The sequence below is a fragment of the Candidatus Cloacimonas sp. genome, assembly GCA_035403355.1.
Taxonomy (GTDB): Bacteria; Cloacimonadota; Cloacimonadia; order Cloacimonadales; family Cloacimonadaceae; genus Cloacimonas.
In genome coordinates, this window is the sequence record DAONFA010000024.1 from 1 (window position 1) to 26,341 (window position 26,341).

A 26,341-nucleotide genomic window follows, 5' to 3' on the forward strand; every position below is an offset into this window, starting at 1 on the left:
GAGCTTCAGCTTTGACAGTATCGGACAAAAGATAAATATTCTGTTACCTCGGCATTTCGTTACAACCACAGAAGGATCGGTTTAGAGTCAAAACGCTCACAGCTTTGACAGTATCGGACAAAAGATAAATATTCTGTTACTTCTGCATATAGTTGCAACCACAGAAGAATCGGTTTAGAGTCAAAACAAACAAGTACCTGTTTTTTTGCGTTTTGCTGCGAGTGAGATTCCCGTATCATTCCCATATCGGGATACCGGAATGATACGGGAATCATATCGGAGTGTTATTGCTAAAATTCCGGGATTTGCTTGAGAACGAAAAATAGTCAATTTGCTAATGGCTTGCCTTTTGTTTGACCTCCCAATTTTTCAGATTTCAGACCAGCTAAAAAAAGGTTGCAAGTGCGAAAAGATAGTAAGGTGTGGCTTCCTTAAAGGCAGGTGAAAATTGTAAGTGAAAACCTCCTAAAGTCATATCCTATTCTTTTATCTGCCAAATCGGGATGAAATTAGCAGAAACAATCTGTCTGATAGCAGATATTTCTTGTCAGTTCAGGGCAGTTAGAAATAATGGTATTATGATAAAAGTTGGTTATATAAGGATTACCAGGTGTCTAAGCACAAGATACAAAACAGGATAGAATATATTGCTTTCAGGATAGCTCTTGCTTTGCTGAAACTTTTACCTGCTGAAGTGGCAAAAGTTGTTCTGAAAGGTCTATTCTTTTTGGGCGGTTATGGACTTGGAATTCGTAAGAATGTTGCCGTAAAACAGCTAAACAAGGTCTATCCGGAAAAAAGCCGGCAGGAAAAGGCAAAAATTATTAGGAAGTTATATCGTAATATGGCATTATCCGTTTATGAAAGTTATTTGCAGGATGATGATAAGCTTTACAGAAATATTCGTATTGAAGGCAGAGAGCATATAGAGGATGCATTATCTTTGCAAAGAGGGGTAATTCTCGCCACTGCCCATTATGGTAACTGGGAAGCAGCAAGAGTTTTACCTAAAGCGGGAATTCCTTTCAGCGGAATAGCAAAACCTCAGCGCAATAATCTGTTTGATAATTATACCAATGCTATTCGCGAGCGTTGCGGAATGCGGATTATTAATATGAAAAGAGGATTGCGGGATGTGGTTCACGAATTAAGAGAAAATAGATTAGTAGCTATTCTTATTGACCAAAATGCCGGTAATTCAGGATTGGTGATTGATTTTTTAGGTTTTCCGGCTTCGCACTGGAAAGGGGTTGCCAAGCTTTCTTTGCGTTATAAGGTTCCTATTGTTCCCAGTTTTGCTCGCAGAGCGGAAGATGATAAAATTCAGTTTGAATTTTTTCCCCCTATTTTACACGAAGAATTGGAAGATAGGGAAGAGAACTATAAAATAGTTTTGACAGAAATGGATAAAATTCTGGAAGAACAAATCCATAAGCATCCGGAACAGTGGTTTTGGGTTCACTTAAGGTGGAAACATTCCTATGATATGCTTGCCTGAAAAATATGTTATTGCAGGCACTATCACTCCGGATGGAAAATGGAAACCAGTCAGATAATGGAGCTGTAAAATGTTTATAGACCATCGTTATGAGGTTTTGGAAAGGTTAGGTGCGGGGGTTTGGGCTAATGTTTACAAGGTGCATGATATCCGCACCGATAAAATATACACGCTGAAACTGTTTCAATATATCTCTTCGGAGGAGTTATATTCCCGTTTCAGCGCTGAAGAAATGCATCGTATAACTAAGCTGGAACATCCAAATTTGAGTAGAGTTGTAGATTTTGGTCATATAGGAGACCACATCTATTTTACCAGCGAATACTTTGACGGCAAACCTCTTTCACACTTTAAATTCAGTAAAAACCGAATAAATCTGATTTACGATATTGCTATCCAGATTTCCTATGCCTTAAATGCTTTGCATACTCAGAATATTATTCATAAAGACCTGAAATTGGAGAATGTTCTTTTCAAAATGGAAGGAAATTCCATCGTCGTTAAGCTAATTGATTATGGTTTTTCCAAAGTTGATACCCCCAAGGATTCGCAAGCGGTCTCCGGTTCGTTACCCTATCTGGCTCCGGAAGTATATTTGGGAAGACCACCCAGTAAAGCCAGTGATTATTATTCTTTGGGGGTTATTTTATACAAACTGACAACCGGCAGTTTCCCTTTCAGCATAGACCAGATAACTTCTCTTATTACAGGTGGTAACCAATATTTTATTCCTAATTTCCCCAGTGAGTTGAATAAGGATATTCCACTTCCGCTGGAGAAATTCATTTTGCGCCTGCTTGACCAAAATCCTGATAATCGTTTTACCGGCAGTGAGGAAATTGTTAATTATATCAATCGCATTCAACCGGTTCAATATTCTTTTTCGGTTTCCTGGTCTATGATCAACACTTTGCATTTTAATAGTTATCTGGTGCGGGATAAATATTCACATCAGCTTTTAGATTATATTCCTGCTATAGAAAACGGTAACGGGAAAATAATTTCCATTTTAGGTGGAGACGGATTGGGTAAGGACAGCATTATGTCCCTCTTTCGTTATCATCTGCTAAGTGGAAAATACTTTATTTTTGATTACTCCTGTTCTAAGACAGACCATGAAGCTTTTTTTGCGCTTATTAAAGAATTCGTGCGTTCTCTAAGTAAAGATGAATTTCAGGAATATGCAGGACTGCAGATGATTTCAGAAAAATTTCGCCGCTATCTTTTTGAATCGGAAGAGGAGGCGAAAACAATCAGCCAGACAAGCAGTGAATTGAAACTGGATTTTGAATCCGTAAAGACACTGCTGATTGATCTTTCCAGCAATAAGCCAATAATTTTCCTTATCCGCAATTTTCAGTATGTGCACCATAATACAATTGATTTTATCAATTATATGTCTTCATACATCGTTAAACACCGCATAATGATTGTTATCAGCTGCAACGATTATAATAAAATAAATCAGATTGAGCACACTGTTTTGCTGAATATTCCGAATTTGAACCTGGAAGAAAGCAGAAATTATATCCATCGTTTATTAATGCAATTTACTTCACGGGAAGATGCTAATACGGTGCCCGATACTTTGATTGAGGAAATATACAAACGCTCTGCAGGAAATCCTGAGTTCATAGTGGAAATATTGGTGGATTTAATTCAGCGGAAAAAACTCTATTACGATAAGCAATTGCATTATCCACAAGACCTTAGTGACTATCAGTTACCCACTCGCCTGTTACATTCAATATATTCGCGCTTAAGTCATTTAAAAGATGATAACTATCTGCGTCTGCAAAAATTAAGTGTAGTTCAAACACCTTTAACGAGGGAATTGATGCTCTATATTCTAAAAATAAAAGATGCTGAATTGTATTCCCTGTTGAATGACGGTAATTATAACGAAATTTTAAGAAAACAAGGTAAACTTTTTTACTTCACTTTCAGGGAAGCCAAAGAGCGTCTTTATAACGAATGTAACGAGCGAATGCATATTTTAGTATCCAGAAGAGTTTTGAAGTTTTATGCTTCGGAAAGTATTCTGGATTTTGATACCTGTCACGGTTTAATTGTCAATTCCTTTTTGGCAAATGATTATGCCTGTGCTCGCCAGTATTATTTGAAATATTATGCGATGCTGAATGAGGAGAATGAACAGGAAAAGGCATTTGAAACTATCCTCAATGTTCTGAATTTGGATTTTAATCATGTGGTGCAAGTATCCCTAAAGGATTTAATTGAAGATATTGGTAAATTTCAGGAAAAGATGGAAATTACCGGTTTCTTTGAGCGTGCCGGATTTATTGTGCAAAGGATAGCTGCTCAAGCCGATTTCTTTGAAAAATACTACATTTTAGGGACAGTTAATTTTCTGGCTGAAAACCTGAATAAAGCCCTGAAGAATTTCCAGAAAGCGGAAAAAAACGCTGTTACGGGAAGGCAGCATCTTCTTGCCTGGTTGGCTTATGCTCAGGTTTACACCAAGCTGAATCCTGAAAAGATGAAATTCTATGTAGATAAAGCGTTGCAGCAAAAATTGCCGTTAGAGCTCCAAATTGCGTTTATAGATAGATTAGCGGTTTACTATTCTCTGCAGAAAGATTTGGATATGGCAATTAAGACCATAGAGGATTTTCTGGAAAAATTACCTCCAGAACACGATACTAATGTAATGATTCGTTTGGCAGCTATGCATAACGATTTAGGTGTTTTTTACAGTGAACAGAAAAAGATTGAAGAAGCGGATGAACATCTTTTTAATGCTTTGAACATCTGGAAAAGATATAATATCAAACGCTATCTGGGTTTAATTTACAACAATCTTTCCGATTTGTATCTGAAACAGGGTTTAACTGTTATCTCAGAACATTATTCCGAGCTTGCCTATCAATATTCTGATACCCTCAATTTAACAATGTCTAAAGCATTGGCATTATTAAATCAGGGAGAAGCAAAAATAAAAATGGGTGATTTTCTAACGGCGGAACAGAAACTTCTGGAATGCCAGGAATTGGTTCTATCCAAAGGTAGCGATGCCTATCTGCAAGCGGTGAAACGCAATCTTGCCTTAGCTAAAAGCAAGATTGAGGGTTTTGGCCATTACTACAGTTTTATTTTGGAGAATGAACCTGAATTGATGGCTGGACATATTAAAGAAATGAATCCCCTGGTAAAGACCTATTTTTACTATCTGCACGAAACAGGAAATGCTAAAAAGCTGCAAAAACTACTCACCCGGAATGTGCATCTCAATTATAAACATATTCACGAAGAGGAATTTTATCATAACGCTTTGGCTTTAACTGCTATGACAGAAAAGAATTTTGAGCGTGCCTTGAACGAACTGAAGATTGCTTTAAGACACGCCGGAGAAATCAACAATAATTATGCCATAGCCGTTTTCTATGTTTTGCAAATTCGCTGTTACTACGGTTTGAAAGATATTGAACGCGCTCGGGAGCTGATGGAAATTGCTTTGCCTATTATTAAAGATAATCATTATTTCTATTGGCAATGCGAGCTGGAGATTCTTTCGCTGAAGTTTGACTTCCTGGATGCCGATATCCCTTTACGCTCTATTTTAAGGCAGGTGAATGATTATCTGGATTCCTGGCAGAAATATGCCTATTACCAGCTGAATGTGGAACTGTATCAAATAAAATTACAAATACTTATAGAATTGAAACAGGATGATTTGGCGGAAATTGAATTTAGTAAATACAAGGAATATCTGGAACAAATTACAGCCAATATCAGTTCCGATGATAGACAGAACTACCTGAACATTAATCTTTATTACCTTAAAAACCTGAAGAACTTCAACCTCCTGCCGCTTGTTTCACGCAGCCGGGATTTAGTGAAAAAATGGAATGAACTGCTATATAATATAACGAATATTCACAGCATTGAAAGAATTAAATACCTGATAGAGAAAGGGCTCTTGCAAGTTCTTTCTCCCTGGCAATTCTGGCTGATGCAATATTCGGAGAAAATATCATCCTATACCTGTTTTCTCAGTTATAATACCGGAAAGGATGATTTAATCAATACAGAATTGATGCCCTCAATTGAAAGAGCATATAAAACAGACGGCTTAATTTTACTGGAACAAAATAATCGTCATTTAATGCTTGTTCCATTTCAAATCGGCTCTAAAAGAATAGGGTTCCTTTTGCTTTCCGATAAAGGTGAAATGCCATTTACGAAACAGGAAATATACCTGATGAGAACTACTAAACAACACCTTTCAGCTCTGCTGGTAAGAATTGAGGATTTCAGCCAAATTACCTTACGCATAGAAAAAATGAATCAATTGATGTTCATAAGCCACGAATTAATGAGAATTGTGAATCTGCACGAACTGGAAGGAGCTATTGTTTCTGCCTGCATAGATTTTACTAATGCCACCAGAGGTTTTCTAATTAAACGGGATAGCGATGGAGCAATTGTTTACAAAGTGCAGCTTAATTCCGATAAACAAATCCTGCCCAATGTTTCAGGTGTTAGCAAAACAGTTCTTAGTTTATCGCAAAACACCCAGGAAATTGTTTCTACTTTTAATGCGGTGGAAGATAATCGTTTTAAAAGTGCCATTAGCGTTCAGGATTATGTTTTGCACAGTATCTTTTGTGCTCCTGTTGTTGTGGATAATACCGTTTACGGCTATATCTATCTGGATAATATGAATGATAATACCCGGGAAATGTATCTGAATATTGAAATTATAAAGCTGCTCCTGGAACAGATTACTATTGCTCTTAAAAATGCAATGCTCTACGAAAATCTGCTGCAAAAAAATAATGAACTGAATACCTTTGAGATGTTGAAGGACGAATTTATGGCAATCGTTGCCCATGAACTAAATACTCCCTTAACTACTCTACAGGGTTATATCACTCGTCTGAAACGCAATCTCTTTGCAGATAAAGAGGAGAAAAAGGATATCATAGATAAAATTGAGAATTCGGTAAAAAAACTTATCTTAACTACTAATGATATAACTACACTTAATACATATAACTTAGCCAAATCCCTGCCCTTTTCTTCTCTTTCGGTTCAAGAAATTTTGGAAATCGTTTATCAGGAAGTGCAAATCCTTTCCCGCAAACGCAAGATGTTTATAAAATTGGAGATAGAGAAGGATTTACGCCCGATAAAAGCAAACTGGGAAGCGCTCCATTTGATGATTTACAATTTGGTGTTGAATGCTATTCGCTTTACTAACGACTTTGGCACTGTTATCATCGGAGCACGCAAATCTGCTTTCCAAAGTGAAAAAATAGACGGAAAAGAAACCCTTGTCCTCTATGTGCAGGATAACGGCATTGGTATTCCGGAATATCAACTTCAGAATGTTTTTCGCAAGTTTTACGAACTAAACGAAATATATGCTCATAAATCTGGAACTATTGAATATCGCAGTAGCGGTTTGGGTTTGGGACTTGCCACTTCCAAACGCATTGCTGAACTGCACGGTGGCAAAATATGGATTAAAAGCAAAGAAAATGAAGGAACTACTGTGTTTGTAACCATCCCCTTAAAACAAAATATTTAGGTGAGAGCACTAACTTATGAAAAGATTATTTCTTTTGCCCTCTATCCTGCTTCTTGCTTGTTTCTGTTTTGCAGAATATATTACTCCGCAAAATGATGTGCCTATGATGGCTGCAAGTAACAGCGAATTATATGCTTATCGCTATATTACTGAACTTTATAAAGAAGGTGATTCTCTAAACCTGAGCAAGGAAATTACCCAATTTAAAGCTTCCTATCCGGAATCGGCTTATTTACCTTATATCCGGTTTATTGAAGGTAACCTGGCAATGGAAGCAAAAGCGTATGAATCCGCAATTGCAATTTATAAATCGCTTCTGGATACCCATATCAATCAGAATATCCACTGCGAAATAATTCTGAATTATGCTTACTGCCTTTCCCGCTTAAAACAATTTGACCCTGCTCTGAAGCTGCTACAGCGTTTAGAAAATGAAACCGGCAACCCTATCTATCTTGAATCTGCGAACAGCTTAAGAGGAGATATATATTACAGCTCGGGCCAATATTATTCTGCTGAAAAAGCATACTTGCGGGCAGTAAAAAGCTTTCCCGATAATGAAGAACTGCACTATTCCCTGTTTTTAACTTATCTGGCTTTGGAAAAAGAACCGGAAGCATTAGCACTACTTAAAACGCAAACCCCTAAAGATACATACTTCTTAAATTACCTTAAGAATTGGCTGGAATATCTCTTAGTAAATGAGCGTTACGATGATTTTGACAATTTTGTGAAGGTCTATAATCTGGAGGCAACCGCTTTCGTTCCCGAAATTGTAGATATCAGAATCAGACGGGCTTTATGTTCTAACGATTATACATCTACTGCCTATTTCTTGCAAAATATAAAGGAATCCTCTTTGCAATTTCAATATTACCAGGCGCTATTGCTGATAAATGAAGGAAAAGAACAACAGGCAGATTCCCTTTTGACTGTTCTGGTAACTTCCGGTAAGGCGGAAATTGCAGTTCCTGCCTATTTGGAACGCTTAAAACTGCTTTTCCGCAGAAATCCTTCTTCTGCTATTGAACAGTTACAGACCTATCTGAAACAGGCAACTAATGACCTGATGAAAGCCGAATTATATTATACTTTGGGCTATTTTTACTTTCAGCAGGGAAACTATACTGATGCTATCAGGCAATTGGGGCAAGCCAGAAATTACGAGACCACGCGGGAATTGAACGGCAGAATTGATTTTTTAATTGGAGAAGCATTTTATGCTGCCGGAAATAGTGCTATGGCAAAAGACGCTTTTAACCGTTATCTAAATCGCTATCCTACCGGAATTCATAGAGATAAGGCATATTTTTATCTGGGCTATCTCAGCTTTCAGGAAAAAGATTATCTGCAGGCGAAAACCAATTTTACCGAACTTACTGTCTCCTATCCCGATTCTCAGTATTGCAATGAAGCAGTTTACTATTTGGCAGAGATGGATTTCTATTTGGCAAATTACAATCTGGCGCTGGAAAAATATCTCTCTTTATATGCTAAAAATCCAGGCAATGAGTTGATCTCTTTGCGTCTTGCACAGATTTATTACTATTTGGGTGATTATGACCAGAGCGAAGGTTTTCTGAAAGATATTGTTCCCAATTACGATGTTTGTCTTTTGAAAGGGAATATAATGCTGGCAAAGAAAAATTATGCTCCTGCTTTAGACCAGTTCTTTCTGGCGGAGGGTTATGCAACCGATAATGTGCGGAAAATTGAAGCCCAAAGCTATAGAGCTCTTTGCCTGTATCAAATGAAAAAGTTTAAAGAGGCGTCAGCATTATACTTGAAACTTTCCAGCTCTAAAGAAAGTCCCGATACCTATCTTTATCTGGCTGCCAAATCTGCTTTTGCTGCCAGAGATTATCACCTGGCTTTAGAGCTTTATGACGATTTTATAGATAAATATCCGGAGTCCACCTATTTTCTGGATGCTCTTGCTGAGATAGCCAATGCCTATTACAATATGGGAAATTATGCCAGAGCTGTGGACGACTGGATAAATCTTCTTTCTCGCTTCCGCAATACAACTCAGTTTAACGAAAAACAGCTGGCTACCATTCACGATGCCTTAGTAGGTTTGGAACTGGCTTTAAAACGCTTGGACAATAAAGATGAAATTCTGGCTGAACTGCTTGTTTTGCCTGATTCTTTCTTCAGTGAATATCTTAAATTTGAATTAAACTATATTCTGGTGAAGGTCTATGCGGATGAATTACAATGGGCGGAATTAATTACCAGCGCTGAAAAAATTAGAGCTGAATTTCCGCAGCAAAAAAAAGAAGATATTGACCTGTTGATGGCTACTGCACTGATAGAATTGAATCAATATGCCGAAGCCGATACCCTGCTTGCAGATTTATATGCTAACAGTAAAGATAACAAAGCACTGTTGAAATGGGCGGAATTGGAATTTATTACCGGTAATTATTCCTCGGCACAGGAAAAATACCTGCTTGCCTATAAGAATAAAGCTGATAGCGAGATATGGGTAAAACTGCTGGAGTGCTCCGAAGCCAATAACTATGAGAGCTTTGACGAATTCTGGTCTTTGGGAGCCACCTACCTTAAAAATCATCCCGAAGTAAATGTTATCCGGCTAAGGCAACTTTACAGCAGCCAGCGTTTTGAAGAAGCTAAACAATTGGCTGAATTTATTATCAATAATAATCTCTCAACTTTTGACCACGCTACTGCCTTCCTGGTGATGGGAATGGTTGATTACTGTAATCAATCCTATCCTGCGGCTATCGCTACCTTCAAAAAGGTGGTAGTGTTGTTTCCCGAATACAAAGATATTCGTAGTAAGGCAGTATTTTATATTGTGCTTTCCCTGCTGGAATCTGAAGCCAGAACGGAAGCGGAGGCATTCTTCACCAAATACGAAACAGAACTGGAGGAAGCAGAAAAGAAGGTATTGCTTGAACTTTTGGAGGAAAATCAATGAAACGCATCCTGTTAACTTTCTCGCTTGTTGTCACTTTATCGCTCTTAGTTGCACAAACACAGGAACTTCCCGATATCACTATCACCGGGGAGAGTTCCTTCAAACCCTATCTCTATAAACGCTCATTGCTATTTTCTCCTGAGCTCAATATGGGGGATAGCTTACCGGCTTTTGTTCCCCCCGGAGTTCCTTTGCAGGAAAAGCCCAAACCACTTCCAGCAATGAAACATCGCAGTTATCTGCAATTTGAAGGAAATATGGATTTCGGGCTCAATAGTTTTGTCAGCTATTATCCGGACAGCTCAATTCTAAATGCGCTTACCTACAAACTGGATATGCGTTCTCCCCTTTCCGAAATGCTTTCCGTGAGGAACAATCTTTTTATGGGAACTCAAATAAATGCGGATTTTCCTCTTTCTTTCCGTTTTCAAAATGTCTCTTCGCAAGCGGATAGCTTTGCCAATACTGTTTTGGATTTCACTTTTAGTCATCACCGCCCGGATTTAACCTTGGGAGAAGTGTCCGTTAATGATATATCCACTAAATTGGGGTATAGCTATCTCTATCAGAAAAACCTGAAAAATCCCTATAAGCGTAATTATATTGATGTATATCTGGCTGCACGCCTGGAGGAAGATTGGCTGAGCTGGAAAACAAAATTGCTGGTTCAATCCGGGGATGCAGGAATCCAGATTGCACCTGTATATAACGGCGAATTTATGGAAATATTGAATCCGGGACTTCATTTTCTGGCGGATGCCTATACTCTTGTTCCTTCGCTGGAATTTTTATATCGCAATCCGATAACAGGTTGGGGTGTTTTAAGTATTAGTAATTTCCCCATTCTGGAAGGTAATGAATACCTTTCTTTTCTGGAAGCGACACCTTGGATTTCCTTTAGCGATGCACATAAGCTAAAAAAGATACCGCTGAACCTGAAAGCCGATATGGAATATCTCTATCCTCAGAAATTGAATTTTTCCTTAGGTCGCTTAAATCTCCAAAATAACTTGCGCTACGAGATTGATAGCCCGATTTTAATAAGCACAGGTAATTATCGTATTCCAACTTTGCGCTACACTGATGTATTTTCTGATATAACTACGATAGAGGCATTTTTTAAACTGGATAAGCTAAATATTCATCAAGGTTTGGAATTAGAATTTGCCTATCTAACCGAAGAGAACTATGCTCGGGCTCCCTATCGTCCTGTTTTAAATATGGATTCCCGCTTTGCCTATAGTTATAATTTCTGGACTTTCAACCTGGACATTTTGCAACACTATTTTACTAAAGACCATAATGGAAACGATATGCCTGAAGCTATAATCCTGAATGTAGGTGCAGAATATCACAAGGATAACTCTGCTGTTTATGCCCAACTTGCTAATCTCTTTAATCGTAAAGAATGGGTCTTTTCTGAACAACCGGGTAAAGGACGCAACTTCTATATTGGCTTGAAACACCGGTTTTAGCGTGATGCGAAAGGACTGGACACCTGTCCTCCGTCCTTATTTTAATTGACAGATTTCCATAAGTGCAAGACAAGGGAAAGCAACCTTAATATAAAGGAAGATAATGCAGTTACGGTATGCTAAAATAATTAAGGGCATAATCAATGCCCTGTTTGGTGATTATAACGGGATGCAGATTTTTGTTGCTCCCATCACTTTACTGTATTGGATAGATAGTGGCAGTTTACTATCTTCAGCTACCAGTTTGCTTAGTTTTAGGATGCATTATTTACCCTTGCTTGCTTTCCTCATTATCTTCGTTTTTAGTTTCTTTATGCTGATAAAAATCAAGTTACTTTATAACTGCACCAATAATGAGTATTTGGATTTGGCTATTCAGTTCAATGTAAGTGTGATGGCATTGGTCTTAATTGGTTTAGTTATCTATGCTGTTTCCACTTTTCTAACCTATTTTTACGGGATAAGGGGGACGGTAAAATCCGGTCTTGTATTGCTGTTTAAGCTCTACACGGTGTTACTTATTCTTTATCATTACTTATGGAATGTGGTTTTAACCCCTTTTTATCAAAGGCAGTATGGTCATCCAAGAGCTATCAAGGCGTTTTTTTCCTGGGCGCGGAAAAATAAGCTAATGCTCCTGCGGTATATCTTGATAACAGTATTACTGGTGTATTTTTCAATTCGCTTATATCAGATAATCTTGCGTTTTGTATTAGTTCCTTGTATAACGAATATTGGCAATTCCACCGGTATATTTTTGTTTTTTAAGCTATATCCCTTTGTTTCTATTGGAGATATATTTATCAATGTATTGGTTTTAGCAGGTGCTTTTCTTGTTTCCAATTTATTCTTCTTTCCTATTATCCGGTTTATGCAATACCTGCTGAATTACTTTCTTCCTTTTGCCAAAGTGGTGAGGTCTGCTGATGCCCAAGGTGCGTAAAAAGAAACTGCACAGAGTGAAGAGACGCAGAAAAGACGGTAATCTGGGCATTTTTATTCTGGCAGGAGTAATATGCTCGTTCTTTATATGGTTTATCACCTCAGAACCGGTTCCTAAAAGTTCAGCGCAAAACGCTAATATCGTTACTGAACAAAAGAAAGATAAACCGCAAAAACAGAAGAAGAAAGCGAAAAAAGCAGGGAAAGCGATAACTAAAGGCGGAGCAAAAAGTTCGGTTCAGGATTCTAAATCGGCAGCTGAGGTCTCGGAAACTATAGAACATACGCCGGAAACGGCTATTACTGCTACAATTAATAAACTGGGGATTCCCAAATCCTATTTCCGTAAACGTAATGTAGAAAATGTAACCGTGTTCAATGTTCCTATAGATAAATCGGAAATGGACCTTGTGTATGCGAATATGATATTCAAAGGTGAACTGGAACGCAACGGAGCTAAATTCATCAAAGGGACGGACACGAAAGGAAAGCAGACATTACTCTTCAGTTTTCCCGATAGTGCTAAACAGTATCAGATAAATATCTATTACGATAGCAATCTATACCAAAACAAGCAGAAAAAGCGGACTATTACTATCGTTGTAGATGATTTCGGAACAATTGGAGGAGAACTGCTTTCCGGTTTTCTGGCTCTGGATAAAGAAATCTGCTTTGCCATTATTCCAGATGAACAGTTCAGCGTTCAAACAATGAACCTGGCAAAGGAACAGGGTCGTTTAGCTATCATTCATATTCCGATGGAACCCATTGGTTACCCGGAAGTTAATCCTGGAAAGAATCCCATTTTAGTTCAATATGATGCTCATCAGATTGATAAAATTCTTTCTCGCTTTATAGAACAATTGCCCTATTGCGAAGGAGTGAATAATCACATGGGTAGTTTGGCAACCACGGATGAAGATGTGATGAATGCTGTGATGGCTACCTTGAAGAAATACAATAAATTTTATTTGGACAGTCGCACAACTAATGTTTCCGTGGCATATTCCATAGCCCAAAAGAATCATCTCCGGTCTTATCGTAATGATTTATTTCTGGATTCTCCCAATATCAGTCAATCCACTATGGATGCCAAATTAAATCAGATAATAGAGCTTTCCAATCGTAATCAGAATGTGATTGCTATTACTCATTGTCACAATAGCGATAAGCTGGATTACTTAAAAAGCATTATCAACCGTCTGAAAGCTGCAGGTTTCACTTTGATTCCACTTAATGAAATAGATAAATATAATGTCCCTTCCATACTTTAGAGGTTAATTTATGAGTTTAATTCAGGCAATCCTGATGGGTATATTACAAGGGTTAACGGAATTTATTCCGGTTAGCAGCTCAGGCCATTTGGTCTTAGCACAGCATTTTTTGGGTATTGGAGATAATGAAAACATCGCTTTTGAACTCTTTATGCATTTAGGAACGCTACTTGCCGTGCTGGTTTTTTTTCGTAAAACTCTCTGGGAACTAATAAAATCGGTGTTTTCCTGGGGCAATACCGTAAATCGGGAACAGCACCGTAAAAATCGCACCCTGATATATTATCTAATTATTTCTACTGTAGTAACGGGAGTTATATATCTACTGTTCGGAAATTATGAAGAAGCGATTTTTGCAATGCCGATGGTGGTAGCTATCTTTTTAATTGTTACCGGAATTATTGTTTTGGTTTCCGATTATTTCATAGATAAAGGTATTCCTGCTTCCAATATCGGTTTTTTGCGTTCCGTAATAATTGGAATAGGACAGGGCATTGCAATTATGCCTGGTATTTCCCGTTCCGGAACTACGATTGCCTGTTCTTTGGCTACTGGAATGAAACGCAAGGATGCAGCGCAATATTCTTTTTTACTAAGCATTCCGGCAATTTTGGCGGGTGCGTTATCTGAGTATGAGAAATTTACTAAACTGGAAACGCAGCAGTTATTGAACTATTTTGCCGGTTTTGTTTGTTCCTTTCTTGCCGGTTATCTGGTTATTGCCTTTTTAATTCGTTTAATTGAGGTCAGCCGGTTGAAATACTTTGCTGTCTATTGCTTTGTAATTGGTTCCCTTTCTATTGTTTTGATTGCTTTGGGTTATTGATGGACAATCCTATTTTTGCCTTGGATTTTACTGCTGATAAAGTTCGGCTGGGAAATTCCTATTTGCTGACCGGTACAGATTCCTATCTGGTGGATAAAGTTCTGGATACCATCAGAGCCAAACTGAAAAAAAAGGATAATGTGGATACAGTAATAATCTATGGTGACGAAGTTAAAAGCCCTGAGCTTACGGAACAGCTGGATACTTTTTCCATTTTCTCTACAGCTAAGTTAATCATCATCAAAAAAACAGAAATGCTTAAGCCCAAGGAACTGACTATATTAGCGGAATATTTTGCTTCTCCTTCGGAAATCCAGAGTTTAGCTATCGTTGCTGAAAAAATTGATGCCCGATACGATAACTGGAAGAAAATTAAAGCAGGCACTCAAATTATCAGCTGTGAACCACCTCCTTACGGTGGTGCCATCCGTGCCTGGCTGGATAAGGCATTGAAAGAGATTAATAAAACTATGACGGCTAAAGCAATTGAAGAATTTATAAATCGCATTGAACTGGATTATTATAATGCCTCAAATGAACTAACCAAGCTGGATTTATTTACCGGAAGCCGCAAAACAATCACTGAAAACGATATAGACAAGAGTTTAGGAACAACCCGTATCGGAACTTTGATTGACTTTTATCGGGCGCTCGGTAGAAAACAAACAAAACAGGCAATTGAGGCAATGGATAAAATGCTTTTTGCGGATTGGGAGCCCTTACAAATACTGTTTCACCTGAATAAATTCTATACTAACATCTGGAAAATCCTGCTCCTGAAAAAAAACCATATCTCGGATAATGAAATTATTGCCAAACATCTTAACGATTTCTATGCTACTCAGCGGAAAGAAATTTTAGGTTTATCTCATTCGTATCATATTTCGGCGCTGGAGAAAATATTTACTTACCTGCTGGAGACCGACCAGCAGTTTAAATTAAGCGTTGCTGAGCCGCAAATTTTGCTCTGCAATTGCTTACTCAAAATTCTGGACACCTAATGCGGAAAACCGGTATCTTATTGCATATCAGTTCGCTTCCTTCCGATTTCGGAATTGGCGATTTCGGACCGGAAGCAATCCGTTTTGCCGAATACCTGAAAACGGAAGGGCATACTTACTGGCAGATACTACCTATAACTCATTGCGGTTATGGCAATTCCCCTTATAATCCTCTTTCCGCTTTTGCCTTAAATCCCTATTTCATCAGTCCGGAACTTCTCTATCAACAGGGTTATATCAATCAGTTAATGCTGGATACAGTAAAAATTCCCCGTGGTAATATTACCCGTTATGAACAGGTCTATACCCAGAAAGATAAAATGCTGGCTCAAGCAACTGCCAACTGGATGCTAACTAACAACCTGAATGATTTTATTGAAGAAAAAGCAGCTTACTTGAAACCCTATTTAACCTTTCTTTCTTTAAGTAAATTCTATAATGATACCTGCTGGTATAACTGGAATGAAGAGCATCGCCACTTCAACGAAAAACTCTATCAAAAAGTCCGCCTGCTGGATACCTCCTATTTTAACCTGCGTGCTGCTACGCAAGCTATGCTGGCAGAACAATTATCCTGGTTTAAAGAACATTTGCAGGAACTTGGAATAATTCTGATAGGCGATTTGCCTCTATATCTTTCTTACGATAGCGCCGAGGTTTGGGCTCATCAGGAATATTTTGATTTGGATGAACAAGGCAGGCGTTTACATTTTGCCGGTGTCCCACCAGATGCTTTTGCGGAAAGGGGTCAGCTTTGGGGAAATCCTCTTTACCGTTGGGAAGTTTTGCAGCAGGATGGTTTCGGACTTTTTTTGGAGAGAATCAAACAAGCCCTTGATTACCTTGATATTTTACGGTTAGACCATTTTATCGGTTATGTGAATTTCTGGCAGGTAGAGCCGGGTCACGATAAAGCAGGTCAACCTCTTTTACCTGAAAATGCCATTCAGGGTTCCTGGGTGCGTGCTTTACCTGAGGAATTCTTTTCCGCTGTGTTACAGCAATTTAGGAAAGAGCGTTTTATTGCTGAAGACCTGGGTATTTTGAGTGATGATGTTTGCCGTATTCGGGAGCGTTTTGGTTTTCCGGGAATGATTGTGTTGCAATTCTGTTTTGAAGAAAGCGTTCCCGAGGTGAAAAAATACCCTCCGGAACGATGGTTATATACCGGAACCCATGATAATCAAACCCTGCGTGGCTGGTTTGAATCCCTTTCTCCCGATTCGTCATCCTATAAACATTTACAGGAATATTGTTTTCTACATCAGTTTAGCGATTGTCAGGCGCATTTGAACGCTGAAAACATTCATCTCATAATGCGCAATATTGCTTTCTCTTCCGGTTGCCGACAGATTATTATTCCTTATCAGGATATTTTAGGACTGGGGGATGAAGCAAGAATGAACATTCCTGGCACCGCTTTAGGAAACTGGCAGTGGCGTCTGGAAGATTCTTTTTAGCAAAATAAATTAAATATAAAGGAGAAAAAATGCCAAAACTTATGCTTTTGGGTGATGAAGCCCTTGCTCAGGGAGCTCTGGATGCTGGAATATCAGGTTTTTACGGTTATCCGGGAACTCCTTCCACGGAAATCATTGAATATGCTCAAAGGTCAAAACAGGCGGAGGAAAACAAAATTCACCGCACTTGGAGTTCCAACGAAAAAACCGCTTTGGAAACCGCTTTGGGTATGAGCGCTTTAGGAAAAAGAGCGATGGTTACGATGAAGCATGTGGGGTTAAATGTAGCAGCCGACCCTTTTATGAATTCGGCTGTAACCGGAGCCAGCGGTGGTTTAATTATTGCCGTTGCCGATGACCCTTCAATGCATAGTTCTCAGAATGAACAGGATAGCCGTTATTATGGTCATTTTGCAATGCTTCCTGTTTTAGAACCAGGTAATCAGCAGGAATGTTATGATATGGCTTTTTATGGTTTTGAACTATCAGAGAAGTTCCATATTCCTGTGCTATTACGGTTAACAACGCGTTTGGCGCATTCCCGTTCCGGGGTTACCAGACGCAATCCTTTACCGCAAAAGGAAATGAAGAAGCCGGAAGATATGTTTCAGTTTATGCTTTTGCCTGCTATTGCCAGAAAAAAGTATCAACATCATCTTTCCCTGCAAAAGGATTTTCTGGCAGAATCCGAAAATTCTGCCTACAATGTCTATACTTCTGAAGGGAAAAATACAAAGTTAGGTATTATTACTACCGGCTTGGCTTATAACTATCTGCGGGAAGCATATCACGGTGAAGAAATTCCTTATCCTGTGCTTAAAATATGTCAATACCCTCTACCGGAAAAGCAAATTCATCAGCTTTATAATACCTGTGATGAATTGCTGGTTATTGAAGAAGGAATGCCCTTTGCTGAAGAAATGATTAAAGGTTTTGCCTTCCCCGGTTTGAAACCTGTTCATGGCCGTTTAGATGGTTATCTTCCTCGTGCGGGCGAACTTAATCCCAATCTTGTTGCTAAAGCGCTTTCTTTACCTGATACAATGGGTAGGACTGTTCCTGAAATTGTAGTTGGCAGACCTCCTGCCTTATGCGTAGGTTGTCCTCATTCCGATACTTTTTTGTCCTTGAATGAAGTGATGGCAGAATATGGCAGAGGCAATGTTTTCAGCGATATTGGCTGTTATACTTTAGGGTTTATGCCACCCTATAATTCCATCAATTCCTGTGTGGATATGGGTGCTTCAATTACTATGGCAAAAGGGGCTTCCGATAGCGGACTCCTTCCTGCTGTAGCTGTTATTGGTGATAGCACTTTTTGCCATTCAGGAATTACCGGGCTTTTGGATTGCGTTTACGATAAAGCCAATGTGATGATTATCATTCTGGATAATTCCACCACTGCAATGACAGGTGGACAAAATTATACCGGCTTTGGCAAACTGGAAAATATTTGTTTGGGCTTGGGAGTGGAAAAAGAACACATTCGGGTATTTGTTCCGCTCAAGAAAAATTATCCCGAAATTATCCAAATCTATAAAGAAGAATTGGCTTACAACGGTGTTTCTGTTGTAATTGCCCGTCGGGAATGCATTCAGACCTTAAAGAAAAAGAACAAATTGGAGACACCAGAATGAAAAAGGATATAATACTTGCCGGAGTAGGCGGACAGGGCATTTTAACCGTTGCTGCCATTTTAGGAACCGCAGCGATTAAACGCGGAATGAATTTGAAACAAGCGGAAGTGCATGGAATGAGTCAGCGTGGGGGAGATGTGCAATCCCATTTACGCCTTTCGGATGAACCAATTTGGAGCGATTTAATTCCTTTTGGTTCTGCGGATATGATTTTAAGCGTTGAACCACTGGAGGCATTACGCTACCTGCCCTATTTAAAAGATGACGGCTGGATTATTACTAATTCTACACCTTTTAAAAATATTCCCAATTATCCCCCGGAAGAAGATATCTATGCGGAAATCAAAAAAATACCCAACAATGTTCTGCTAAATGCCGATACCATAGCCAAAGATAAAAATGCCAGCAGGAGTATGAATATTGTTGTTTTGGGTGCCGCAATTAAACACTTGGGCTTCAGCTTTGAAGAAATTGCCGAAGCAATTAAAACTATCTTTGCTGCGAAAGGAGAAACCATCGTAGAGGCAAACCTCCGTGCTCTGCAAGCCGGTATTGAAAATTAGTCCTCACCCATTTCTCTTTTCCGGAATAAACGAAGTCCCCAATCGTTTCTTGTCCGCTATTTAAGTCAGGAGTTGTCACTTCTAAATAGCTTTTATGGATTGCGTAAAAGTTTATTTGGCAGTGATAATTCCTGGCTTTGAGAGAAAGAGAGAAAACTCGGGGCTTTTTGTACCGGCGCTCGCTGTAGCGCCGAATAAAAAACGGCGGTATGTGTACTGGCGCTCGCTGTAGCGCCGAATAAAAAATGGCGGTATTTGTACCGGCGCTCGCTGTAGCGCCGAATAAACAACGGTGGTATGTGTACCGGCGCTCGCTGTAGCGCCGAATAAAAAACGGCGGAACAGCGTCCGCCGGTACCAAGAAAGCCCCTCGTAAAATTCCAGCCCTAATTTTTTTCTTTTCTCTCATTTTACCTTGCCTGCACCCAAAAAAACTTGACAGATTTTTCCCCAAAATTATATAAGTAATTATGCATAATTTCTAAGAGGATGGATGGAAAAAATGGTAATATTAAAAGACCAGAACGCATTGCCGTATTTACCGAACATTATTATGTTTATCTTAACAAAGCCAAGCAGATTACTATTTCTCTTTCTACAGAACATAAATATACCTATTTTAACCCTGTATTTGATGATTATCAAGCAAAAGAAAAAACTCTACGGGAGGATACCGTGAAAAAGACATATCTACTTTTTATCTTAGCTCTCTGCACAATAGCTCTCTTTGCCCAAAATGAGGATTGGCTCTGGGCAAAACAAGCCGGGGGAACAAGTAGTGATGTAAGTTATAACATTGCTGTTGATGCCAACGGAAATAGCTATGTAACAGGTTGTTTTTCTGGTAGTGCTAACTTTGGTTCTACTATATTAACCAGCAGTGGAAGCTCTGATATCTTTGTTGCTAAGATGGATAGCAATAAGAACTATCTCTGGGCTAAGCAAGCAGGGGGAACAGATTTTGAATCTGGCAATAGCATTGCTGTTGATGCCAACGGAAACAGCTATGTTACCGGTTGTTTTTATAGTAGTAGTATTACCTTTGGCACTACTACTTTAACCAGCTGTGGTAGTTGTGATATCTTTGTTGCTAAGCTGGATAGCAACGGTAACTGGCTCTGGGCAAAACAAGCCGGGGGAACAAGTGATGATTATGGCTGGAGTATTGCTGTTGATGCCAATGGAAACAGCTATGTTAACGGTCAGTTTAAAAGTAGTAGTTGTTCATTCGGCACTATAACTTTAACAAATAGTGGTAGTGGTTATAATGATATCTTTGTTGCCAAGCTGGACAGTAACGGTAACTGGTTCTGGGCTAAGAAAGCAGGAGGAACAAGTAATGATGGGGGCAATAGCATTGCTGTTGATGCTAATGGAAACAGCTATGTTACAGGTTGTTTTTATAGTAGTGCTACCTTCGGCACTACTACCTTAAACAGCAGTGGAGAGAACGATATCTTTATTGCCAAGCTGGATAGTAATGGTAACTGGCTCTGGGCAAAGCAAGCAGGAGGAACAAGTTATGATTCAGGTTGTAGTATTGCTGTTGATGCTAATGGAAACAGCTATGTTACAGGTTATTTTTATAGTAGTGCTACCTTTGGTTCTACTACATTAACCAGCAGTGGATATTGGGATATCTTTGTTGCCAAGCTGGATAATAACGGTAACTGGCTCTGGGCAAAACAAGCCGGGGGAACAAGTGATGATTTTAGTAGTAGTATTTCTTTTTATGCCAACGGAAATAGCTATGTGACTGGTTCTTTTTATGGTAGTGCTACCTTCGGCACTACTACCTTAACAAGCAGTGGAGAGAACGATATCTTTATTGCCAAGCTGGATAGTAACGGTAATTGGCTCTGGGCAAAGCAAGCCGGGGGAACAAGTTATGATTATGGCTATGGCATTGCTGTTGATGCCAATGGAAACTGCTATGTTACAGGTTGTTTTTATAGTAGTGCTACCTTCGGAGCTACTACCTTAACCGGTAGTGGGGATTTTGACATCTTTGTTGCTAAATTAGGAGAAGGAAATAGTATAAGTTTACCTGATATTATATCCTTTAATGGTATCCGTTCTATCTACCCTAATCCGTTTAATCCCCTTACGACTATTAACTATGAAATTAGTAAACCCGCAGATGTGAAAATTGAGGTCTATAATAACCGGGGGCAATTAGTGCGTAGTTTTGCATTTGGATATAAAAAGCAGGGAAGTTATAAACTAACTTGGGAAGGAGAGGATAATAATGGCTGCTTGTGCAGTTCCGGTATTTACTACATTAGAATGCAGGCGGGAAAGGAAAATTATATCAAGAAAGCAGTCCTATTGAAATAAAGATAGGTAACCGTTTTATGTACCGGCGGACGCCGTTCCGCCATTTTTAGTACCGGCGGACGCCGTTCCGCCGTTTCGGCGCTACAGCGAGCGCCGGTACACATTCCGCCGTTTTTATTCGGCGCTACAGCGAGCGCCGGTACCATTTCTTTTTCTCATTTCTTTCTTACTTCAGCTCGTGTATTACTCCTTAATCAACCCTTAATCAAGCGTTAATAATTAAGGAGTGATTAAGGGATGATAAAGGATTGATTGACAGTTTGAAGTAAGGGAATAATATGAAGCTAAATGAGAAGGAGGTTATAATGAAAGTTACTGTAAAAGAAGAAATAAAGGGATTTTCAGGAAAACTGTCTTTCGGCGGAACGGCGTCCGCCGGTACACATTCTGCCGTTTTTATTCGGCGCTACAGCGAGCGCCGGTACACATTCCGCCGTTTTTTATTCGGCGCTACAGCGAGCGCCGGTACACATTCAGCCGTTTTTATTCGGCGCTACAGCGAGCGCCGGTACAGCGAGCGCCGGTACAAAAAGCCCCTTGTAAAATTCCAGCCCCGAGTTTTTTTCTCTTTTTCTCTTTCTCTCTTTTTCTCTTTGTAAAAAAAAACCTATTTCGCTATCTCTCTCTTTCCGTCTCGCCATCTTGCCATCTCGCTATCTCTCTTTCCGTCTCGCCATCTCACCATCTCGCTATCTCACCATCTCGCTATCTCGCCATCTCACCATCTCGCTATCTCGCCATCTTGCCATCTCGCTAAATCCATCAATTACTTTCTCTCTTTGTTCAAATACCTTATTTTTCTTTTCATTATAGAATGGATATTATATAAAACTGGTTCTATTCTTTTATCGGTGAAATCTTTGGTCTATGCGTTTTTACTAACCGTCAAGAGTCCTCACTGCTATCTAACTTTGGGGGGAGAGTATAAGTTATTTCAGCAGTGACGACTCCTGACAATTCCGGTTAGTTACACTGAAATTACTTCCACTACTTCCGGGATTTCTTCTTTAATCAAACGTTCAATTCCCGCTTTCAAGGTCAATGTTGCCATCGGGCAACCATTACAGGTTCCTTTCAAACGAACTTCAATCACATTATCTTCGCGGATATTGATAAGTTCCACATCTCCTCCATCTGCTTGAATGGAGGGGCGAACTTTATTCAAGACGCTTTCAATTTTTTCTTTTTCAATCATTGTAACATCCTCATTAATTCATATTTAAAGATAGTTCTTCACCTGAAGGGGAAAGCAATTTTAATTGCTGTCCGTCGGCATAGCCAATTTTTTGTTTTGTTCCATTGCTGTTCAGATACCAAGATTCTGTAGCTGGCTCATAGTTAAGTTCCATAATATTGTTATTCTTAAGTTCAGTAACAACTATTTTGTTTTGGCTGATTTCAAGCTTATATTTACCTTTTTTGCCTTCAGCATATTTGATTATTGTTTCCGAATCTTTCATCGTCAAGGGATTATTGCCAGTCCAAAATTCAATCGTGTTAAATACAACAATATCCATAAAAATTGCAGCTTCATAAACTGGGCAAATCCAGAATGCCCAATTGACGATACTCTGAACATACTTATTCCCGACGCTGCCATTAAACTGATACACTTTTTTTGTAAGTGACATATTACCATAGCATCCAAAGATGCCAACCAGGATGAATACCGCTAATAAAGCGATGCTGACGAAACGAGTGAGCTGTTTCATTTTTTTCTCCTTTTTATTGAGATTCATTTTTGGCATGGATATTCTTGGTTGTCAAGAAATAAAAAGCCGGAATAATTATTAAGGTTAAGAAAGTAGAAACGATTAACCCTCCAATGGAAACAATACCCATTGGTCTGGTCATTTCTGCTCCCGTACTTCCAACACCTATAGCCATAGGTAACATACCAGCAATGATGGCTATAGTAGACATTGTTATTGGCTTCAATTTCACTTTCCCCGCCTCCATTAATGAATCGTGGACACTATAACCATCTCTGCGTTTAATATTTACATAGTCCATTATTAATATAGCGTTATTTACGACAATGCCAACCAACATTATTATAGACATCATAGAAACGATGTTAAGCGATTGTCCTGCAATAAGTAGGGATAGGATTACTCCAATAATAGCTAAAGGAACTGTTGCCAAGATTAATATAGGTTGAGCAAAACTTTCCAGAATAGCAGCTAGCAGCATATAGGTTAAAATAACCGCAAGAATAAAAGTGCGTAGCATATCGGTTGTAGTTTCTTTCAACATTTCTGCATTACCACTCCATTGATAACGGTATCCGCTGGGAAACTTGATTTTATTCAAGCGGTCTTCAATTTGAGAAGTTATATTGCCCAAATTGTAACCGCTTGCTAAATCACCGGAAAAAATGATAGTTTTATAGCGATCATAGTGCGTTATTCTATTAATTCCAGAAGCAAAACTAACATCCGCTAATTGGGATATAAGATAACTCTTACCCATTACAATCACACTTAAGTTCTTAATCTTATCAGGTGAATCCACGGATTCGTCCTCAAGAGATAGTTTGATATCATACTGATTTCCGCTCTCGCGATATTCAGTGGAAACAATTCCTTCTACATTTGCTCGCAAAGCTAAGGCCAAATCATATACTGTGGCTCCGATAGTAGCAAGCTGATCTCTTTTGGGGTAAAGAGTGAGTTCCGACCTGCCATAACGGCTGGAAGTATCAAGGTTAATTACGCCCGGTATATCTTGAATAGCTTTGGTTACTTCATATTTCAGTTCTTCCAGCCGGGCATTATCCTGTCCTTCTAACATAAATTCAAAAGCGGAACGACCTCCTCCTCCCATACCCAAGAGCTTGCCGATAGAAGAGCCGGTAACTTTTATAGTGGCATTAGGAATATCGGCAAGCTCTTTGGTTAATATATCCACCAATTGATTAGCACTATATTTACGCTGACTTCTGTCTATAAGTTTGATATCCAAAGATGCAAGATTGGTTCCTGTATCAATAAAACCGCTGGAACCCAAATTAGTAAGAATATGCACTACTTCTGAGTGTTTGGCTACCCGATTTTGAATTGTATCCATTGTCTTGGCAGTTTGGGTCAGATTTGTTCCCTGAGGCATTTCTACGGTTACGGAAAGATTGCTTTGATCTACATTCGGCATCAATTCCATACCCACAACGAAACTAAGCCCTACAGTGATTAGCAAAGCCAATAGAGTAAACAGTAAAATACTCACACTGGTTTTTTTGGAGCGTAAAGCGTAGCTTAAGAACTTGGCATAGTAGTTACCGAATTTATCAAAAGCTCTATCAAAAGCCAGCCCCCATTTACTTGTCCGTTTTTCTTTCGGTATTATTCTGGAGGCAAGCATCGGAGTAATCGTAAACGCTGTGAGCAAAGAAAATAGGGTAGTAATCGTAACTGTTACGGCAAATTCTTTAAAGAAGCGTCCCACCATTGAAGTCATCGTAGCAATAGGCAAAAATACTACAATATTGGTTAAAGTGGATGCCAAAACAGCAGTTCCGATTTCATTGGTTCCAATTTGGGCTGCTTGTCTTCTGGTATTGCCTAAATCTCTGTGTCGGAAAATATTTTCTAAAACCACAACCGAATTAGAAACCAGGATACCCACCGTCGTAGATAACCCCATCATAGTCATAATATTAAAAGTGTATCCGAACATCTGCATAAAAATAAATGAGGAAATGAGGCAATAAGGCATTGAAATTGCTACGATAAGGGTAGAACGTAAATCGTGCAAAAAGATAAAGAGAATCAATCCGGTGAGTAAAACACCAAGTAAAATATTCTCCAAAGTGGAATTGATAGTATCTTTAGTAAATTCACTGTCATCGCGGATTATTTCCAGTTTCACTCCTTTCGGAAGCTCTTTATTTAGCACTGGAATTTGCTTGGTAACTTCTTCAGCTATGGCTACTACATTTCCATCGGACGCGTTAGTTATAGATAACCGAACAATATTATCGTCCTTAATATTTTCCGGCACATTAAAATAAATTGCCTTGGAACGAACTTCTTCAGTAGTATCCGAAACAGCTGCCAGCTGAGAAAGTTTTTTTACTCCAAAAGCTGTAGGTATATCGGTATTTTTTATAGCTTCCACATCCTGAAATTCTCCTTTTAACCGGACAGAATATTCCTGAGTACCTTTGCTAAAGTTACCTGCAGGCATATCCAGATTGCTGGCTGCAAGGATTCCGCTTAATTGTGACAGCGATATTTTATTTTCATATACCAGTTTATCGGTTAGCCGAACATCAATTTGGCGTTTAGCTCCTCCGGTTAAAGATACTCTTGCAACACCGGGAATTTGAGCTAAACGATCTTTCAATTGACCATCGGCAAGTTCATATAAATCTTTGGACTCCATATTGCCGGAAAGAACTAAGTCCATAATTGGAAAAGCAGTGATATCCATTTTCATAACAATTGGCCTATCGGTTCCATCAGGTAAATCGCGAATAATGGCATCAACCTTGTCTTTTACATCCTGATTGGCAATATCTATATTTTTACCTAATTTGAAGGCAACCAGAACGATGGAGACATTTTCCATTGAGTAGGACTGGATAAAATCAATTTCACTTACCGTGGCAATTGCCTCTTCCACCGGGTCGGTTATCTGAGATTCAATTTCTCGTGGTCCCGCTCCCGAATAAACTGTTTGAACAACTACATAAGGCAATTTCACATCCGGCATCAGGTTCAGGGGCAAGCTAAAATAAGCGAGCACCCCGAAGACGACGAATACCATAATTGCCATTGTGACCAATACAGGTCTGTTGACTGACAAATCTGTTAAAAACATAGTTTCAGC

Annotated in this window: 16 protein-coding genes; 13 read left to right on the plus strand and 3 right to left on the minus strand. The window is 39.0% G+C overall.

Annotation, left to right across the window (positions count from 1 at the left end; all coding sequences use genetic code 11):
- Positions 1 to 610: 610 nt before the first annotated feature.
- The 13 genes from PLE33_06735 (at position 611) to PLE33_06795 (ending at position 22,110) form a co-directional block, all read left to right on the plus strand.
- On the plus strand, positions 611 to 1,498 hold the full coding sequence (locus tag PLE33_06735; GenBank protein ID HPS60943.1) for a lysophospholipid acyltransferase family protein: 888 nt from the start codon (positions 611 to 613) through the stop codon (positions 1,496 to 1,498).
- 70 nt (positions 1,499 to 1,568) lie between these two features.
- Positions 1,569 to 7,052, plus strand: a complete 5,484-nt coding sequence (locus PLE33_06740; protein HPS60944.1) for an ATP-binding protein — start codon at positions 1,569 to 1,571, stop codon at positions 7,050 to 7,052.
- Between the two features lie 16 nt (positions 7,053 to 7,068).
- A complete protein-coding gene (locus PLE33_06745; protein ID HPS60945.1) occupies positions 7,069 to 9,996 on the plus strand; it encodes a tetratricopeptide repeat protein in 2,928 nt (975 codons plus the stop codon).
- Complete coding sequence (locus PLE33_06750; protein HPS60946.1) at positions 9,993 to 11,471, plus strand: hypothetical protein; 1,479 nt, start codon at positions 9,993 to 9,995, stop codon at positions 11,469 to 11,471. Before PLE33_06745 ends, PLE33_06750 begins: the two co-directional genes overlap by 4 nt.
- A 103-nt stretch (positions 11,472 to 11,574) precedes the next feature.
- Entirely contained in the window at positions 11,575 to 12,414 is an 840-nt protein-coding gene (locus PLE33_06755; GenBank protein HPS60947.1) for a hypothetical protein, read from the plus strand.
- Positions 12,398 to 13,687, plus strand: a complete 1,290-nt coding sequence (locus tag PLE33_06760; protein ID HPS60948.1) for a divergent polysaccharide deacetylase family protein — start codon at positions 12,398 to 12,400, stop codon at positions 13,685 to 13,687. Before PLE33_06755 ends, PLE33_06760 begins: the two co-directional genes overlap by 17 nt.
- A 10-nt stretch (positions 13,688 to 13,697) precedes the next feature.
- Positions 13,698 to 14,513 carry an undecaprenyl-diphosphate phosphatase gene (locus PLE33_06765; protein ID HPS60949.1) on the plus strand — a complete coding sequence of 272 codons (816 nt, stop codon included), beginning with the start codon at positions 13,698 to 13,700 and terminating at the stop codon, positions 14,511 to 14,513.
- Positions 14,513 to 15,514, plus strand: a complete 1,002-nt coding sequence (gene holA, locus PLE33_06770) for a DNA polymerase III subunit delta (GenBank protein ID HPS60950.1) — start codon at positions 14,513 to 14,515, stop codon at positions 15,512 to 15,514. The genes PLE33_06765 and holA overlap by 1 nt, the downstream gene beginning before the upstream one ends.
- Positions 15,514 to 16,974 (plus strand): 4-alpha-glucanotransferase, encoded by a 1,461-nt coding sequence (malQ, locus tag PLE33_06775; protein ID HPS60951.1) that lies wholly within the window; start codon positions 15,514 to 15,516, stop codon positions 16,972 to 16,974. The genes holA and malQ overlap by 1 nt, the downstream gene beginning before the upstream one ends.
- Positions 16,975 to 17,003: 29 nt before the next feature.
- Positions 17,004 to 18,611 (plus strand): thiamine pyrophosphate-dependent enzyme, encoded by a 1,608-nt coding sequence (locus tag PLE33_06780; GenBank protein HPS60952.1) that lies wholly within the window; start codon positions 17,004 to 17,006, stop codon positions 18,609 to 18,611.
- Entirely contained in the window at positions 18,608 to 19,174 is a 567-nt protein-coding gene (locus tag PLE33_06785; protein ID HPS60953.1) for an indolepyruvate oxidoreductase subunit beta, read from the plus strand. Before PLE33_06780 ends, PLE33_06785 begins: the two co-directional genes overlap by 4 nt.
- Before the next feature lie 489 nt (positions 19,175 to 19,663).
- Positions 19,664 to 21,511 carry an SBBP repeat-containing protein gene (locus tag PLE33_06790; GenBank protein HPS60954.1) on the plus strand — a complete coding sequence of 616 codons (1,848 nt, stop codon included), beginning with the start codon at positions 19,664 to 19,666 and terminating at the stop codon, positions 21,509 to 21,511.
- Between the two features lie 305 nt (positions 21,512 to 21,816).
- Positions 21,817 to 22,110 carry a hypothetical protein gene (locus PLE33_06795; protein HPS60955.1) on the plus strand — a complete coding sequence of 98 codons (294 nt, stop codon included), beginning with the start codon at positions 21,817 to 21,819 and terminating at the stop codon, positions 22,108 to 22,110.
- A 368-nt stretch (positions 22,111 to 22,478) separates the two neighbouring features.
- On the opposite strand, the gene PLE33_06800 is transcribed toward PLE33_06795, so the two are convergent.
- From PLE33_06800 to PLE33_06810, 3 genes are read right to left on the minus strand one after another with little or no spacing between them, the layout of a single operon-like run.
- Positions 22,479 to 22,706 (minus strand): NifU family protein, encoded by a 228-nt coding sequence (locus PLE33_06800; GenBank protein ID HPS60956.1) that lies wholly within the window; start codon positions 22,704 to 22,706, stop codon positions 22,479 to 22,481.
- A 13-nt stretch (positions 22,707 to 22,719) separates the two neighbouring features.
- Positions 22,720 to 23,223, minus strand: a complete 504-nt coding sequence (locus tag PLE33_06805; GenBank protein ID HPS60957.1) for a DUF3332 domain-containing protein — start codon at positions 23,221 to 23,223, stop codon at positions 22,720 to 22,722.
- A 13-nt stretch (positions 23,224 to 23,236) separates the two neighbouring features.
- Positions 23,237 to 26,332, minus strand: a complete 3,096-nt coding sequence (locus PLE33_06810) for an efflux RND transporter permease subunit (GenBank protein ID HPS60958.1) — start codon at positions 26,330 to 26,332, stop codon at positions 23,237 to 23,239.
- Between the last annotated feature and the right edge of the window lie 9 nt (positions 26,333 to 26,341).

Excerpts from the sequence above, each read along its gene's own strand:
- PLE33_06740 (HPS60944.1), top strand. The coding sequence starts at position 1,569 with ATGTTTATAGACCATCGTTATGAGGTTTTGGAAAGGTTAGGTGCGGGG.
- PLE33_06745 (HPS60945.1), top strand. The coding sequence starts at position 7,069 with ATGAAAAGATTATTTCTTTTGCCCTCTATCCTGCTTCTTGCTTGTTTC.
- PLE33_06750 (HPS60946.1), top strand. The coding sequence starts at position 9,993 with ATGAAACGCATCCTGTTAACTTTCTCGCTTGTTGTCACTTTATCGCTC.
- PLE33_06755 (HPS60947.1), top strand. The coding sequence starts at position 11,575 with ATGCAGTTACGGTATGCTAAAATAATTAAGGGCATAATCAATGCCCTG.
- PLE33_06760 (HPS60948.1), top strand. The coding sequence starts at position 12,398 with ATGCCCAAGGTGCGTAAAAAGAAACTGCACAGAGTGAAGAGACGCAGA.
- PLE33_06765 (HPS60949.1), top strand. The coding sequence starts at position 13,698 with ATGAGTTTAATTCAGGCAATCCTGATGGGTATATTACAAGGGTTAACG.
- holA (HPS60950.1), top strand. The coding sequence starts at position 14,513 with ATGGACAATCCTATTTTTGCCTTGGATTTTACTGCTGATAAAGTTCGG.
- malQ (HPS60951.1), top strand. The coding sequence starts at position 15,514 with ATGCGGAAAACCGGTATCTTATTGCATATCAGTTCGCTTCCTTCCGAT.
- PLE33_06780 (HPS60952.1), top strand. The coding sequence starts at position 17,004 with ATGCCAAAACTTATGCTTTTGGGTGATGAAGCCCTTGCTCAGGGAGCT.
- PLE33_06785 (HPS60953.1), top strand. The coding sequence starts at position 18,608 with ATGAAAAAGGATATAATACTTGCCGGAGTAGGCGGACAGGGCATTTTA.
- PLE33_06790 (HPS60954.1), top strand. The coding sequence starts at position 19,664 with ATGGATGGAAAAAATGGTAATATTAAAAGACCAGAACGCATTGCCGTA.
- PLE33_06795 (HPS60955.1), top strand. The coding sequence starts at position 21,817 with ATGAAAGTTACTGTAAAAGAAGAAATAAAGGGATTTTCAGGAAAACTG.
- PLE33_06800 (HPS60956.1), bottom strand. The coding sequence starts at position 22,706 with ATGATTGAAAAAGAAAAAATTGAAAGCGTCTTGAATAAAGTTCGCCCC.
- PLE33_06805 (HPS60957.1), bottom strand. The coding sequence starts at position 23,223 with ATGAAACAGCTCACTCGTTTCGTCAGCATCGCTTTATTAGCGGTATTC.
- PLE33_06810 (HPS60958.1), bottom strand. The coding sequence starts at position 26,332 with ATGTTTTTAACAGATTTGTCAGTCAACAGACCTGTATTGGTCACAATG.